We start from the raw sequence: 15704 nt of genomic DNA, 5'->3' as shown, positions 1-15704 counted from the left end.
GTTCAGCTCCCGCTGTGCCTGGACGCAAGACCGGCCAGTGCTTCAAGGGTCAACTCCATGACCAGCGCATCGAGGGTGGCCTCCCGCTCGCTCTTCAGCGCATCCCAACGCGCGGTGTATTCCTGGCTGGACAGTTGCTCGCTCGCTTCATCGATGGCCTCGCCCCGGGCAGCGAAGTCCTGGGTGACCGAAGCGAATACCCGGTCATGTCGCTCCTGCAGGTACGTTCGCCAGAATTCCTGCTGCACCAGATACTCGACGAGCGCTTGCTCAGTCTCGGCAGCGAGCACGGTCTTCAACGCCTCATCCAGTTGCGAGGGGCTGACGTCAGCCACGCTCTCGTAACGCATCGAACGCGGCTGCAATGGCAAATCCAGGGACTCGGCAAGCTGTATCCGATAGAACAGGATCACTTCGAGGTCATCGACATCGCGGCCGGTCTGGCGCCGGCCGGCGATCACCTGGCGGGCGATACGGTCCACTTGCCCCAAGCGGTACAACTGCCGCCCCAAGTGGATCAGCCGAGCACCTCGTTCCTGCGCCGTACCGTGGCGGTTAGCCCTGGCCACTTCCACCTGTAGCATCAGCTCGCTGAACCGTTCGGCCAGACCATCCGCGCAGGTCGGGCTGTCCGAGACTCGCTCGAAGACCGTCTCACGTAACGGCGCATCCTCCGCCAGCACGCCGACCATCCACGTCACCCTGCCGGCGAGGTAGGCGTGATGCGCGACGAAATCGGCCGTGGAGTGCAACTCGTCCAGCAGCGCGAAGAAACTCTCACTGCCCGGCAGCGCTCGCAGCGTATCCCATTGCGCCTGCAGCGTGAGGCGCTGCTCGGGCTCAAGAGGCGTCAGCCAGTGACCTGCACCCTCCTGGGGTTCAGGTACTGAATCACCCTCACCGAAGTCGTGCAGGCGGTCGTAGTCCTGCACACTGTATAGCCTGACGAGCTCGCGGCTAGGCATGGGGTTACGCTCGAGCAGAAACGCTCTGCGATAGGACAACGGCATCATCATGATGTCGTCGGGCAGCGACATCAGTTGGTTGTCGCGTAGATCGACCCGCTGCAGCGCCCCGCACAACTGCAAGCCGAAAGGCCAAGTGGTCATATTGCAATGGCGCAGGAAAAGCTCGCGCAGGTGGGAAAGCTGATTGAAGCGCAACTGGACGAATCCCACGGGGTTGTCACTCAAGTCCAGCACCTCAAGGTTCGGCAGACCGCTGAGCACCGCCAGACCCTGGGCATTCATGCGCACCTGGTTGTGCGCCAGGCGCAATGTCTGCAACTCCACGAGATAGCCAACCCCAGGGGGTATCGCCAGCAGCTGGTTGCGATTGAGGGTCAGGCGTCGCAGGCGCGGGAAGGCTTGCAGGAACTGGGACGCAACAGCGTTGATCTGCACGTCCGTCAAGACCAGTTCGGTCACCGGCTCGAACGACACGGTACTGGGAAACGCGGGCAGGGTTCGCAGCGCCAGGCCACTGAAATCCAGACGCACGCTGGCCGGCATCTCGGAGGTCAGGGAGATGGCATCATCCTCCATGCGCCAGACCCGGCGCAGCCGATCGGCCAACCTGCCCCGCAGCACACTTCTCGATTCGTTGAGCTCAGCGCCCTGCCAGCGATTGAGGGCCGTATCGAGATCCTGATAGGCCTCCTGCGCCTGCAGCAATGCGCTCATCGGCGAGGGCGACAACAGCAGTCGCCGCAAATGGCGGGCCACCTGGGCGTCATTGAAACTCGGATAGAGTGCGCGGATCGAGTTGCTGAGCGCCGATGCAGCGCCACGCGAACCGCCCGGATGGCGGCCGCTGAGCAAGTAGCCCACTCGACCGTCGGGTAACCGCTGTCCTGGATTGACCCAACGCGCCTGGGTCGGCCAGCCCAACAGGCGGATCAGTTGCGTATCGGAAGCCGGCAGTTGACCGATCAACACCTGACGCAAGCGTTCGCTGGCTGTGCCAGGGGCAGCCACCAGCGATTGCAGTTGCGCAGGCGACAACAGCGCGCTGATCGCCTCGCAGAAGCCAGCGGGCTCCTCCACCTCGACCTCGAGCGCACGTCCCTGGGAATCGTACAACGATACGCGCCCCTCTCGTACCCTGAGCTCCGTGCACGCCTGGGCACTGCCCGCCGGATTCATAATCGCCAATTGCCGGCCATTGCCATCGCGCAGCAGCAGATTGATCGAGGAAGGCCAATTAGGCACGCGGCGCAACAGCGCCAAGATCAACTCGCCCGTCTCGGCGCACGTGGCATTGGCCAGGAATAAACCTTGTACAGCACGACTAAGCCTGGCCAGACGCAACAGGCATCGGGCGCCTTGGGCAATAGCCAACGGCACCCGTTGCTCGCCGCTCGCCAGCAGCCGTTGGGTGGCGCTGGCCTGCGCCACTGCCTGCACAGCATAGGCTGGCGGCAAGCCCGGAAAATCACGGCGCACCTGTCCCAGCAGCGCGTCGTCGGCGGGCAGCCCAACCTCACTGAGGTGATCGAACAACGCCTTGCGCAGCGCAGCCTGCTGTTGCACAAGCGCCTGGCGCAATCCGTCGGCGTCCAGGCCTGCCAGTGACGGCTGGGCCATACACCAGCGCTGAATCACCTCATCGCCTTGCACGGCGTGACGGCCTTCCTGCAGGCTGGCGAAAAATCGCTGGGTACGCGCATCGGCGTCGAAGCGACGCAGCGCATCGCGCAGATTGACCGGCAGCCTGCGATTGCCGACCAACAGGCCACGCAGTTCGTCGGCATCAACCCTGGCGGCCTGGATGATCGCTCTGGCGTCCTCGGCACTGCGGGCCGTGGCCGATGGCCACAGCGTCGCAAGCATGCGCGCTTCGTCGCCCCACTCCAACGGGCGTGCTCGACGCAGTCGCCAGCAGCGCTCGCCATTGAAATCGACCACCGGCCCGAACGCGTCAGGCCGCTGCGGATGACGCAGACGCCACGGCCCCTGCGGATCGGGACGGTGGATCTCGAAGCAGTCGGCGGCGTCATAGATCCAGCGCCGCCCCTCTCGTCCATAGGAACCGTCAGCGAGCAATTCGGCGCCATCAGCGCGGGATCGGTAAGGTGACAGGTCGGTACACCAGAGACGGTGACGGCCGCTGCCCAGGCTCGCCGGCTCCAGGCTGTCGACGAAGGCGCTGCGCTGGAAGCCGCGTGCGACCAGGGTCGCCCCGGTGGTAACCACGGCCGCGACCGCCAGTGTTTCGGCAACACCCAGCATATGCTCCAGCGCTTCATGCTGGTGATCCTGCAGCCAATCCCGGGCACCCTCGTAAACCTGCGACAGGGTCTGCGCCGCAAGCAGTCCCAGCAGCAACTCGCCGACACCGGGAATGAACAGACCGGCCAGATTGACCAATCCCAGCCCGGCCGAAGTCCAGGCTTGCAAGCGCTGGACTCGGCCAGTGCGGTCGGCATCGGCGGTCGGCACCAGCAGCAGCCGTGCATCGTCGTGAATGCACTGCACCTGTCGATGCACCCACTGCACGAACACATCCCCTCAGGGGTTACGCCCTCCAGCGCCAGGTCCGGACGCGGGTCACTCAGGCGAGTCGCCAACAACTGAAGAAACGCCGGCCGTTCGCGCAGGGCGATCAGGCGGCTGAAACGTTCGCGATAGACAGGTTCGCGCAGGCGCTGCACCAAGGTTACGGCCAGTGTGTGCCAATCAGCGAAGCGCTCGATGGCCCGCTCCGGATCACTGGGCAGATACAGCACCAGCCCTTGCGCTTGACCTTCGCTGTCGCGCAGCAGAATGACCATGGCGCCGTTGGTGGTGCAGCCAAGGAGGCTCAACAATCCGGGATAGCCCCGCAGCCCCTGCTCGTTGGCGTCGCGGTGTCCACGCGCGACCTCGTCCAGCGCGATCTGCTCGTAAGCGCTCAATTGACCTTTGAGCGCGGCGATCTCTGCCGCCAAGCTCAACCCGGCACGCTTGTCGTCAGCCAAGCTGGCACAGGTAGCAGCATCGAAAACCTGCTGCAATTGACGCTGATACTGTGAACCGACGTCCAGCGCTCGACAGGCATTGGCCAGCGCACTGGGTGTATCGGACAACAGCGTGTCGCTGCCGGCCGCCACCAACCCGCTACCGGCCAACAGCTCATCGCCCTCACTGAAATTCTGCATCAGGCGCAGCAACCCCGGCTCACGAACAGTCACAGGTCGGTAGAACGGCCAGTGCACGCCGGGCAGTCGACCAAACTCGCGACGGACCTCCAGCCATTGCAGGTCTTCGAGCTTCACCTGCGACGACGCGCCATCGCGCAACAGCGTACTCAGCCGCTGCTGCGCGAAGGCTTGCAGGGGAATCAGGTCCAGCGTGGCAGCGCGCACGCGCCGTTGGCTGGCCTGATGCTGCGCGAAACGGTCCCGCAGCCGGTTGATCTGGGCCGCAGACGCCCGGCGCAACCAAGCAGGCAGGGCGTCACCGATGAACGCATCGGTGGCCGCCTGCAGGCGGGCAGCGTCGTCTGGATTTGCAGCGTGTGATTGTGACATGGCACGTTCCTCGAGCAGTAAACACTCAGAGTGCCGGGAGGCGAGTGTCATCCGCAGTGGGAAAACCTGTCACACATCGGTGCTCGATGAGGCTTGCCCTCCTCCTGCATCTACCTCGCCCAAGGCTTCGCGGGTCAGACGCAAGCGCAACGCAGCGATCGCTTCGCGTTGCTCGTGCGCCACGGTCTCGACTTGACTCAGATAGACCGCATCACGCGTCGAATGCGTGACGTGCAGCTTCTCCAAACGCTCCCAGAATGGCGCCCGCACCGCATTGAACGCAGCGGCATGCTCGGACTCCAGATTGTCGGTCCAGAAGTCCTGCTTACTGATGGACTGAGCCAGTTCCTCGCCAGCCTCGGCCGCGCGCACTGCGGCGGCCACTTGACGCAACTGGTCTGCGCTGACTTCGGCCAAAGCCGAGAACTGCATGGTGCGAGGTTGTCCCGGCAACTCGAGTTGCGCCGCGAGCCCCACGCGATACGCCAGCATCACCTCCACCTCGTCGACCGTCTGGCCACGTGTCCGGCGTTGGATGATGTCGGCCAGCGCTGCTTTCTGTACCTGCTCCAGACGAAACAGCCGACGCGCCAGACGCAGCAACGCCGCGCGCGCCATGACCGGGTCACGTACGCTGCCCACCTCCTGAGCGATGAACAAGCGCACTTCCAGAGCACTGAAACAGGACGCGATGCTGTCCACGCACGTGCGTTCATCGGCCACCAGGGAAAACAGCTCGTTGCGCAAGGTGGTGTTCTCGCTCGCCGCTTCGACCAGCGTCCAGACCCGTTGCCTCAGGTCCGCTGGGGTCCTGCGAAAATCACTGGTCACGGTCATTTCGGCAAGCAGCCTGAAGAACTCTTCGCTCTGCGGCTCTTGCCGCAGGGCTTGCCACTGCTCCCAGCGGACGGTGCGTTGCGGCTCCTCGATCGACTCCAGCCACAGGTCGCGGGCACCGTCCACCAGCAACGCTTGCTCCCCAGCCAGCGCGGGTAGCGGTTCTACGATACCGACACGGCGCCTGATCGCAGCAGGCAGGGGGTTGCCCTCCAGACGCAAAGCCTGGATGAAGGATTGGGAGGACTCGAGAATTGACTGGGGCAACGAATGAATGTGGTTATCGCGCAGGTCGGCGTTTTCCAACAGCCCGCACCAGTCCAGATCGACCGGCACGGCGGGTAGATTGGCACTGCGCAGGTTCAGTTGACGCAAACGCACCAGCGGTCGCAACTGCAGGCTTACAGCACCCAAGGGATTGAAACTCAGATCCAGCGTGCGCAGGTTGGTCAGCGTACGCAGGGTGCTCACACCGGCATTGTTGAGGATGATCTGATTAGCCTCCATACGCAGATTTCGCAGTTTGCGTAGGCGCGCCAAGGCTTCGGGAATCTGGCGCAGGGCATTGTTGCTGACATTCAACCAGCGCAATTGGGAGAAGCAGTTCAAGAAGTCGGGCGGTAGGCTCTCCAGCCCCAGGTCCGTCAGGACCAACTCTCCCACGTGGCTGAAATCGATGTCTGCCCCCAGGTCCGGCAGGCTGCGCAGCGGCAGACCGCTCAGGTTCAAACGCACGCCATAGGACCTGCCGTTCACATCGAGAATCACATCACCGTTCAATCGCCAGGCCCTGCGCAACTGGCTGGCGACCTGTCGGCGCGCCTGGGCGTTGAGTAAGGTTCTGGCACGGTCCACCCACAGCGACAGTCGCTGTTTGAGCTGGCTGTACTGCTCTTCCTGGGCCAGCATGGCGCCGTAGGCCGTTTCCGGATGCGCCATCATCGCATTCAGATGCGACTCGACCTGACGTTCGTCGAATTCGCTGTACAAAGCGCCGATACGCCGGCGCAGGAGATCGCGAGAAACCCCGGTGCCGGCTTGGCGACCGCTGAGCAGATACCCCACGCGGCCATCGGGCAGGCGCCGCAAGGGGCTGACTGGTTCACCGGCATCACGCATGTTCATCAGCGCCAGTAGCGCTGAGCGCGAGGTGGGCAGCCAACTGCGCAGCCGCTGGCGCAGCGCTTGAGCACCGGCGGTCACAGGCAGCGCCAGGCGCGTGCGATCCGCCTGCGGCAGGCAGGCATACAGTGCTTCGAACAGTCCAAACGGCGGTGCAACCACCAGGCTCGATACGCCCCCCTGACTGTCGTACAGGCGCATTCGTCCCTGATCGGCGACCATTACCCGTGTCGTGGCACTCGATTCGAAGGCCGCCAGACGTCCGAGCAAGGGCCCTGCGAAGGTGCCCTGACGCAGCTCCAAGGTGACCGAAGCGGGCCAGTCCGCATACCGGTTCAACAACGCGAACACCACATCCACCGCACCCTGGCCATGACTGTCGCGCAGGTACAAACCTTCGCGCATGCGCGTCAGCCTGGCCAGTTGGAGCATCTCGCGAGCGTGCTGTGCCACGCTCAGGGGAAGACGTTGCTTGCTGCGTAGGGTGACGCGGGCTTTCATCGTCACGCGATCGAGTACCGCCAAGGCATACGCATCCGGCAGACCTGGAAAATCACGCTGCAGGAGTTGCATAGCGGAATCGGTGCGCAGGTAACGCCGCGAGAAATGCTCCAGCAGGCGCGGACGCAGGCTGTAGGTCGCCTCGGCCAGGCTGTCGGCCTGAGCAGTCTGAGATAAATCCTGAATGCCCAACTGGTCTACACAGAATTGCCATAGCGCAGGATCGGCATCTCCTTGGCCCAACTGCGCAAAAAAGACATCGATCCGGTTCTGCACAGCGAACCGCTCAAGGGTGTCTCGCAGTTGCACTGGCACAGGCCGCGCTTCGACCATCAAGCCGCGCAGGTGCACCTCGTCGATCCCTGCCACGCATAGCACTTGGCGCCGTTGCTCGTCGCTCAAGCCCTCGGCCGCCGGCCACAGGCGCTCCAGCAAGGTCGCCTGCGACCATTGCTGCGCACGCTCGAACTGCAACCGCCAGGCACGCTCGCCATTATGCTCCAGCGCCGGGCCGAAGCCCTGTGCATCGGAGCCATCGAGCAAGCGCCAAGGCCCATCGTTGCCCGCAGCCCAGACCCTGTAGCTCACATCCCGTGTGCGCCACCACAGGCGTGTGCCGTCCCCGTGCAAACCGTTTTCCAGTTCGATCGATACCGCCGGCGCTGGCGGCGCCTGATAGGGCGTCAAGTCGTTGCGCCAGAGGCGACGCTCACCGCTCGAGTTGGTGACAGGCTCCAACCTGTCGACAAAGTCGCTGCGCACGAACTTCCGTGCTATCAGCGTCGCGCCTGCCGCCAGCGCCGCGTTGACCGCCACGGTCTCGGCCACGCCCAGTACGTGCTCCACCGCTTCATAGCGATGACCGAGGGTCCAGTGCACGACGCCCTCGCACAACTGGCTCAAGGTCTGGCGAAGCAGATCGGCCAACAGCAAGGTGCCTAGGGCCGGCACGAACAGTCCGGCCAGCCCCGCCACGCTCCAGCCTGCCGAAATCAGGGTCTGCTGCAGCCGAGCGCGGTGAGCGCTATCCGCCTGAGCAGTAGGGACGGCCAGCGCTCGCGCATCATCGCGGATACGCGATACTCGCACCCGTGCCAAGGCGTCGAACAAGGCCCCTTGGCGAGCAGCCACGGTCGGTTCCAGGTCGGGCTCCGGATCGAGCAGGCGCTTTTCCAGCCTGGCCAGCCAGTCGCCCCGTGCCGATACCGAAACACGTGTGCACAGCGCCTGCAAAGTCTCAGGCTGCCTGGCCAGGCCGAGCAGAAAGTCGTTGACTGCACGCCAGCCGATGAACTGCCGCACCGGTTGCAAGGCATCGTCGGGCATCAGCAGCAGAACGCCGATGATCGGGGGCAGCATGGGCGAGGTATACAGCCCGCCCATGCCCCCCCGCATCTGCACCGCCAGCACCCCCGTCAGCGAGGCGCCGAGCACTTGCAACTCGGCGCATTGAACGAGCCGGGCGTTGCGATGCCGGAGGCGCCTGCCCGCCGCAAGGTCGAGCAAGAGTTGCTTCTCATCCGGCGGCAATTGCCGCCGAGCATCGGCAATCCGTGTGGCCAACACGAAAGAAGCACGCAGGTCGTTCGCCAGGTCTTGCATGAACTGCGCATTGAATACCGTCGACAGATGATCCTGGTAAGCGGCCCCCACATCGGTCTCGCGGCACACACTCACCACGCCAGCGCTGTCTTGGGTCAGCACGACTTCGGCCAATGCGGCCTGCGCGCTGGCCGGGTAGATCAGCGCTGTTCCCTCATAGAAAGACTCGCCACTGGAAAAATTCTGCATGAGCCTGGGCAAAGCCGGCTCCGAGACAAAATAGGGCTCATCCGACGGGAGCTGGTCTGGCTTGACGGTGAATCGGCGGCGTTGTTCGCGCCACCACACCTTGTCCAGGTCGACGGTCAACTGCAATCGATAGTGCAGCGCATCAGTCAATCGCTGCCTGGCGAAGCGATCCAGCGGTTCGAGTGCAGAGAGCTGATGGGTCACTGCACGCCGATGCTTGCCATGCTCGGCGAAGGCATCGCGCAGGTCCATCAGTTGCTGCGCGCTGGCCTTGGCCAGCCACTCAGGCAAGATCTGCTGGATGAATGGGTCGGTGGCGTGGGAAATGGTGTCGTGGGCCGAATCGTGCTGCATGACGGGCAATCCAGGTGTGGGAATCTCGCCACCTTCGCCCCCGTCTCTCGCGCAAATCAGTCGGAATCGCTTGCCTAGCGGGTCTGCACCAGCGTGCGGTAGTGCCCGGGGTTGCAGCCGAACCACTTGCGAAAGGCCTTGTAAAAAGAACTGGCATCGGCAAACCCAAGGCGCTCGGCGATCTCGGCCATCGCCACCTGCGACTCGCTCAGCCAGGCAATCGCCAACTCTCGTCGTGCGCTGTCCTTGAGCCCCTGGTAGGTCTGCCCCTCCTCGGCGAGACGGCGGCGTAACGTCGATACCGACAGGCACAGTTGGGACGCCAGACCGTCGGCGTCTGGCCAGGCGTCGGGAGGCAGGCGCAGCAGATCGCTGCGTATACGCCGCGCCAGGCTGTCGGGGTCGCGATACTTGACCAGGATGTTGGCCGGCGCCTGAGCCAGGAAACGCTGCAACTCCTGGGGAGTGCGGCGGATCGGCAAGGCCAGACAGTCCGCGGCGATGATCATGCGCGTGCAGGGCCGATCGAACTGCAGGTTCTCCGAGAACATCACCCTATAGTCGTCGCAGAAAGGCGGTTCGGCACAGCGCAGTTCAATGGCCAGGATAGGGATACGCCGCCCGGCCAGCCAGCACGCCACCCCGTGGACGATCATCCAGAAGGTGAAATAAGTGAACGCCCGGCGCGGCTCGTCGTGTGGCTCGCCCAAGACAATTTCAGCAAGACTATGCTGGCGCACCAGGGTGGGCTGCAGGTCGTCGAGCATCAACGTCAGAAATTCGAGCAATGTCTCCAGCCCTTCACCGACACTCGGCTGCACCCTGCTCGCCCGACACATGAAGGCCAGACTGCCGCTGCGTAGACCCCTTCGGTCCATGGCGAAGAACTCGTCATTGCAGCGGCGCGCCAGCAGACGCCAGAGCCGCGCATAGGCCCGGGCAGGTACCCGCGCGCTGACCACTTGCAGCAGTTGCGGATCGATTCCGGCCCGGGTCAGCAACGCGGCCACGGGAGCGTCCTGTGGGCAGGTCTGGACCAGCGCCTCGCGCACCAGTTGCATGGAAATGCTGTCTTTCTCGCTCATCGCCTGCCCAGATCGCCCTGTGCGAGCCATCTTAGAGGCAACGGAGAAAAACACCAGCCTCCCTGCGCTCAATCGACCCTCTCGCCCGCCTCCCTGGCCAGTGCTTGCTGCGTCAAGGCCAAGGCCTTGGCCTGGACCGCGTTGTCACAGGCCTTGGCAATGGCTTTGGCCTGGGCATCGTACTGCGCGTCGGTCATGCTCTGACGATTAGCGAAGAGCGCCTCCATCTGCTCGGCGAAAGGTTCGCGGATCAGGTCGAATGCACGGCTGTGGCGCCGTTGCAGATGATCGAACCAGAAGCTCCGTTGGCTGATGTCCAGCGCCAGGCCGTCGCTGGCTTCGGCCTCACGGACTGCGGCTTGGGCAGCGCTCAGGTCCTGCTGGCTGACATCAGCGATGGTCTCGAACTGCAACGTACGCGCCTGGCCGGGCAGGTCCAGTTCGCGCGCCAGCCCCACGCGGTAGGCCAGGCTGACCTCGACCTGATCGACATCGGTCCCGCGGGCCTCACGTTGGCGCATGTCCTGTAGCGCATAGGCTTCCACTTGATCCAGGCGGAAGAACTGACGCGCCAGGCTCAACAACTGCGCTTCGGTATCGGCGCCTGCGGCATCCTCCACCGAGGCACTGAGCATATTCACCTCGAGCAAACCGAAATTGGAGATGACGCTGTCGACACAGGTGCGCGGCTCACTGGCCAAGGCGAAGGTGCGCTCGCGCAAGGTGGTATTTTGCTCGAGCCTGTCGAACATCGACCACAGCCGCGCCTCAAGATCAGCGCGGGCCAGACGGAAGTCGCTGGTTTCGGTCAGTTCCGAGACGAGCGTGAAGAAGTCGCCACTGTCCGCCTCGGCCAGCAGGCGATTCCACTGCGCCGTGCGCAGGGCACGCTGGGTCGTATCCAGATGTTCCATCCAGCGGCTGATCTGAAAGGCATCGCCTTCGCTGCTCAGCTCGCTGTCGGAGGTTCTGCTGGGCTCGAACCACAACTCCCGGTAGACCTCAGGCAGCGGGTTGCCCGCCAGGAACAGCCTGCGCCGCCAACCCAGACGCTGGGTTCGCAGAGCCTGCGGTAAGTCACTGATCTGGTTGTCGCGTAAGTCCACGTACTCCAGAGATACGGCATGTTCCAGCGAACGGGGCACCTCGGTCAGACCGACGTCGCGCAAGCCTAATTGGCGCAGGCGCGGCAAACGGTCGAGCGCAAGGGTGAAGTTGCCGAAGTGATTATCGCTCATGTCCAGCACTTGCAGTCGCGGCAGACCGGTCAGCAGTGCAAAGCTGGCATCGTTCATCTGCAACTCATTGTGTGACAAGGTCAGTTCCCGCAAATGCCGGGTGTAGCTGAGCGCTTGCGGGAGCGCAGTGAGCGAATTGTTGTCTAGATTAAGCGTCAACAAGCTGCGAAACGCCTGCAGGAAGCTGCTGGGAATATCACGCAGTTGCATGTTTGCCAAACTGACTTCGCTAACATGACTGAAACCGTCCTGCCCGCTCAAGTCTGGCAGGGCACCCGCAGCGATACCGGAGAGGTCCATGAACATGCCCGGATCGCCATTGGCCTGCGGCCGACCCGCCTGCCCCTGAAAGCGCCAGCAGCGCTTGAGCTCGTCTGCCACCCTGCGCCGCTGCGGGCGGCGGGCCACGCTTTCGGTGCGTTCTACCCAGCGATCCAAGGTCTGCTCCAAGCGGGAGAACTCCCGCTCCAGATCCAGCAAAATCGTGAACGGCGAGCCAGGCTGTTCGTCCAGCACTCGCAGGAACAGCTCCAATTGTCGCTCGCTGAAACCTGGATACAGGCTGCGTACGCGATCCTGCAACGTGCGCTCGGCCAAGTGGTTGCCGGCTCCCCGCCCGCTTAGCAAGTAGCCGAAGCGCCGATCCGGCAACCGTTTCGGCGCACGGAAGGTGGGCTTTGAAGCGGTGATGCCCATCAGTTCGCGGAGCTTGGCGCGGTCGCTGGGTAGACGCTGCTGCAGGCTCGCGCGAAGGGCTGCGACCCCCTGCTCGCCGGAGCATTCCAGGCGCGTGCGCTCGCCCTCCGGCAGGAAATGCCACAGCGTTTCGACGAGGTCCCTGGGCCGAAGGGGCATGGGGTACACCGGTACGCCGTTTTCATGAACCCACATCTGCCCGTCACGCCAGACCAGCACCTTGGGCATGACGCCCCCTGTTGAGGGTAAAGCTCGGCGACGAGCCTGCCTTGTGCCGAACCCTCGCGCACCTGGAAGTTGATCTCCGGCGGCCAGGCAGGCGCTTGGCGCAACAGCGCGAACACCAACCCTGGCAGGTCCGGATGATAGGCATTGTTGAGGTAGAGCCCCTGCAAGGTGCGGCATACCCTTGCCTGCTGCAAGGCCAGCCTGGCCCGTTCGGCCAGGGCCAGGTCCAGGCTACCCTTGACCCTCAGCCGCTGCTGCTGCTGGGTGCTGGCCTGCTCGAGCAGGGCCGAGGCATAGGCATCGGGCAATCCGGGGAAGTCCCGTTGGATGATCGCCACCGCGCCGTCTTTCGAGGCGCTTTCGCTCAAGTGCGCCATGAGTTTCTGTCGAAGCGCAGGCGCCTGGTCCAGAATGGCTTGCGTGCACAGTGGTGCGGCGCGCTGCTCAACGGGCAATTGCTCCAGGCAGTACTCGAACAACTGACTGTCATGCAGTTGCGGCTTTTGCCCAGTGGCCAGGAAGAACTTGTCGATGCGTGTATCGGCCGCAAAACGCTGTAGCGTATCGCGCAACGGTACCGGCAACGCCCGCTGCTCGCTCACCAACCGACGCAGCTCGGAATGCTCGATATCGGCGACCTTCAAGATCAAGTCGATGCGCGCGGCGTCCAGCTCCGAGGACACTGGCCACAGGCGCTCCAACAGGCCAAAGACGCCGTGCCATTCCTGCGGGCGCTGCCAGGCCAGACGCCAACCGTACTCACCATTCCATTGCAGCGCCGGCGCGAACCCTGGCTGGCCATCCGTGCGCTCGAGGCGCCATTGACGGGTCAGCGGATCACGACGCACGGGATGAAAATGCCCCTCGTACAGCCACCAGCGCTGGTCGCCGTGATGATACAAACCGTCTGCACCACGTGATGCGTGCGGCGGCTTGTGTGCCACGCGAAACGGTGCAAGATCCTGCGACCACAAGCTGGCGGTATCCGAGGCCGGCTCCACCGGAACCAATTCGTCGACGAACGCGCTGCGCTTGAAGCCACGCGCCACTGCCACACCACCCGCGGCCCCCAGGGCGTTCACGGCGACCACCTCGGCCACCCCGAGCATATGCTCGAGGGCTTCATGCTGGTGCCCCCGCGTCCAGTCGTGCACGGACTCGTAGAGTTCCTCCAACACCTGAACCACGGTCGCAGCCAGCGTGAGCTGTCCCAACTGGGGCACGAACACGGCAGCCAGTTGCAACAGGTTCAACCCGACCTCTTGCAAGGTCTGCAGACGGTGCAATCTGACGTGGCTGTCGACGTCAGCCACCGGCACCAGCAAATAGCGGGCGTCCTCCTTGATCCGCGTCACCTGCAGCCTGGCGAGTTCATCGAACAGCTCAGCACCGGCCGCCTGCCCGGTCACCTCCAAGTCTGGGACCGGATCGCTCAGGCGTTTGTGCAGGAGCAGTTGCCACTGGCTTTTGGCCTCAAGCGCAACCAAGGTAAACAGAGCCTGAGCCTGCCGAGGATCCCTCAACAGGGTCACCAGGTGGGCGTTGAGGTCTTCCAGATTGGCAAAGCGCTGCAGGGGATGGTGGGGCAGGTAGAGCAGCAGACCGGCGCTGGGGCGGTCCATGTGCTTTGATCCGGCATCGGACAGTTCAAAGATCAACGCGCCCAAGAGCGCGTGCCCCAGCACGGACAAGTGCTTGATGACCAACGCCGGCTGGCTGGGGTTCGGGGCCGCCTGCTCGCCCAAGGTGTGCTCGAGGTTGACGACATCGGCTTCAGTGATGCCCTGCTGCAGGCCTGCAAGCTCGACGGCCAGGGCCAGACGCTTGCGCTGATCCTGCGCCAGCAACTGGCTAACCGATGCATTGAAGAAGGTCTGCAGGTATGTTTGGTACTGCGCGCCAACATCGGCGGTACGGCACTCCTGCGCCAGTTGAGCACTGTCCACCACCACGGCCACGGCCGCGGCCGCGGCCGGGGTGCCGCGGCGCAGTTCAATCAGCCCGCTCTTGGCATCGAAGCTCGACCCTGAAGGGAAGTTCTGCATCAGGTGGCTCATGGCCGTGTCGTAGGTGTAGTGGTCGCGTAGCGCTTCAGCGCCCATCATGCTGTAGCTGTCCCAGCGCTCCCGCCAGATCGCATGACGCAGGTCGACCTTGACCTTAAGCTTGTGCTCCAGAACCGCGCTCAGCCGTTCTCGCGCGAAGGGTTCGGGGGCTGCCAGACTCTTGAACAGGGCCTGCAATCGATGCTCGATCACACGGTGGTCGTCGAAGCGGGTGCGCAACGCGGCAATCTGCTCGACAGACGCGGCATGCAGCCAATTAGGCATGTGTTCGGAAATGAAGCGGTCTATGTGATCGGGTGAGGCGACGGCGCTAGCCATGTAAGGCTCCTGGTGAGGGATCGCTCACCACCTTGTCCGATCGCGGCCAGGGCGCTCAGCAGGAACTCTGCCCTGCCACCGCCTTCACGCACCGGCCAATGTCATGAACGCCTGGATCAGGCGCAGCTCGCGTCGGCGCTCCAGGCAGCCCACCCAGTGCTGATTGACCAGCCCCTCGCCCGTCAGAGACAACGCTACCAACCTGGGGTCATGGGACAACTCGGTGGACGACACCACGCCAATCCCCAATTCAGCGGCCACGGCTTCGTTGACCGCCTCGCGACTGCCCAGCTCCAGCAACACCTGTGGTTGGATTCCGGCCATGGCGCAGGCCTTGTCGAAGGTGCGGCGAGTGACCGAACTCGGCTCGCGCAGCACCATGACCTGTTGCTCCAACGCGGACAGCGGCAGCACCTGCTGCGAAACAGCCCAGCGGTGGCCGACCGGCAGCAGCACGCAGAGTCGCGACTGACACAGCGGCTGCAGGTACAGCCCTTGCGCGGCTCGGTTTCAGTCAGTACAGCGACATCGACATGCTCGCCCAGCAGCGCCGCGAGGGTGTCCTGGGCATTGCCCAGGCGCAGGTTGACGCTGATACCCGGATAGCGCTCACGCAATTTGGCCAATATGGGCATCACCCGATGCGGTCCATCGGCGGCCACCTCCAGGCGCCCACTCAACAACTGGCGATTGGCCTCGAGCATGACCTGGGCTTCCTCGACCAAACCGAACATCGCTCGCGTGATAGCTGCCAGCCGCGTGCCCTCCTCGGTCAGTTCCACGCGCCGGGCAGTGCGTCGTAACAACGTGATCTGGTAATGCTCTTCGAGCGCCTTGACGTGCCCGGTCACCGCGGGCTGGCTGATGAACAGACGCTCTGCTGCGCGGGTGAAGCTGCCTTCACGCGCAACGGCATCAAACGCACGAAGCTGGAACAGATTCATAACTATCGACCTTA

At 63.9% G+C, this 15704-nt stretch carries 7 protein-coding genes and 1 pseudogene; 2 read left to right on the top strand and 6 right to left on the bottom strand.

Going from position 1 to position 15704, the window contains the following annotated elements:
- Positions 1-2 precede the first annotated feature (2 nt).
- A complete protein-coding gene (locus tag GKC70_RS09660) occupies positions 3-3497 on the bottom strand; it encodes an NEL-type E3 ubiquitin ligase domain-containing protein (protein ID WP_342651174.1) in 3495 nt (1164 codons plus the stop codon).
- A 173-nt stretch (positions 3498-3670) separates the two neighbouring features.
- Between GKC70_RS09660 and GKC70_RS09655 the strand changes: the two genes are divergently transcribed.
- A complete protein-coding gene (locus GKC70_RS09655) occupies positions 3671-4012 on the top strand; it encodes a hypothetical protein (RefSeq protein WP_342651173.1) in 342 nt (113 codons plus the stop codon).
- Positions 4013-4189: 177 nt separating this feature from the next.
- A complete protein-coding gene (locus GKC70_RS09650) occupies positions 4190-4501 on the top strand; it encodes a hypothetical protein (RefSeq protein ID WP_342651172.1) in 312 nt (103 codons plus the stop codon).
- A gap of 78 nt (positions 4502-4579) precedes the next feature.
- Here the strand turns inward: GKC70_RS09650 and GKC70_RS09645 are convergent, their stop codons facing one another.
- From GKC70_RS09645 to GKC70_RS09625, 5 genes and pseudogenes are all read right to left on the bottom strand, one after another.
- The gene (locus tag GKC70_RS09645; protein WP_342651171.1) at positions 4580-9115 is read right to left on the bottom strand and encodes an NEL-type E3 ubiquitin ligase domain-containing protein; all 4536 of its coding nucleotides are present in this window, start codon (positions 9113-9115) and stop codon (positions 4580-4582) included.
- A 74-nt stretch (positions 9116-9189) separates the two neighbouring features.
- Entirely contained in the window at positions 9190-10200 is a 1011-nt protein-coding gene (locus GKC70_RS09640) for an AraC family transcriptional regulator (RefSeq protein ID WP_342651170.1), read from the bottom strand.
- A gap of 68 nt (positions 10201-10268) precedes the next feature.
- Positions 10269-11648 (bottom strand): NEL-type E3 ubiquitin ligase domain-containing protein, encoded by a 1380-nt coding sequence (locus GKC70_RS09635; protein WP_342651493.1) that lies wholly within the window; start codon positions 11646-11648, stop codon positions 10269-10271.
- A gap of 485 nt (positions 11649-12133) precedes the next feature.
- Complete coding sequence (locus tag GKC70_RS09630; RefSeq protein ID WP_342651169.1) at positions 12134-14746, bottom strand: DUF6543 domain-containing protein; 2613 nt, start codon at positions 14744-14746, stop codon at positions 12134-12136.
- A gap of 84 nt (positions 14747-14830) precedes the next feature.
- Positions 14831-15690: pseudogene (locus GKC70_RS09625) on the bottom strand (LysR substrate-binding domain-containing protein).
- Positions 15691-15704 lie beyond the last annotated feature (14 nt).

It is taken from the genome of Pseudomonas sp. REB1044, from assembly GCF_038813925.1.
Lineage (GTDB): Bacteria > Pseudomonadota > Gammaproteobacteria > Pseudomonadales > Pseudomonadaceae > Aquipseudomonas > Aquipseudomonas boreofloridensis.
The sequence above is the reverse complement of the archived record's forward strand: the minus strand, read 5'-3'. Positions and strand labels throughout refer to the sequence as shown.

What these genes read in the sequence shown, in the direction of transcription:
- GKC70_RS09645 (WP_342651171.1), bottom strand. Translation starts at nt 9,115, where the DNA reads ATGCAGCACGATTCGGCCCACGACACCATTTCCCACGCCACCGACCCA.
- GKC70_RS09640 (WP_342651170.1), bottom strand. Translation starts at nt 10,200, where the DNA reads ATGAGCGAGAAAGACAGCATTTCCATGCAACTGGTGCGCGAGGCGCTG.
- GKC70_RS09635 (WP_342651493.1), bottom strand. Translation starts at nt 11,648, where the DNA reads ATGCAACTGCGTGATATTCCCAGCAGCTTCCTGCAGGCGTTTCGCAGC.
- GKC70_RS09630 (WP_342651169.1), bottom strand. Translation starts at nt 14,746, where the DNA reads ATGGCTAGCGCCGTCGCCTCACCCGATCACATAGACCGCTTCATTTCC.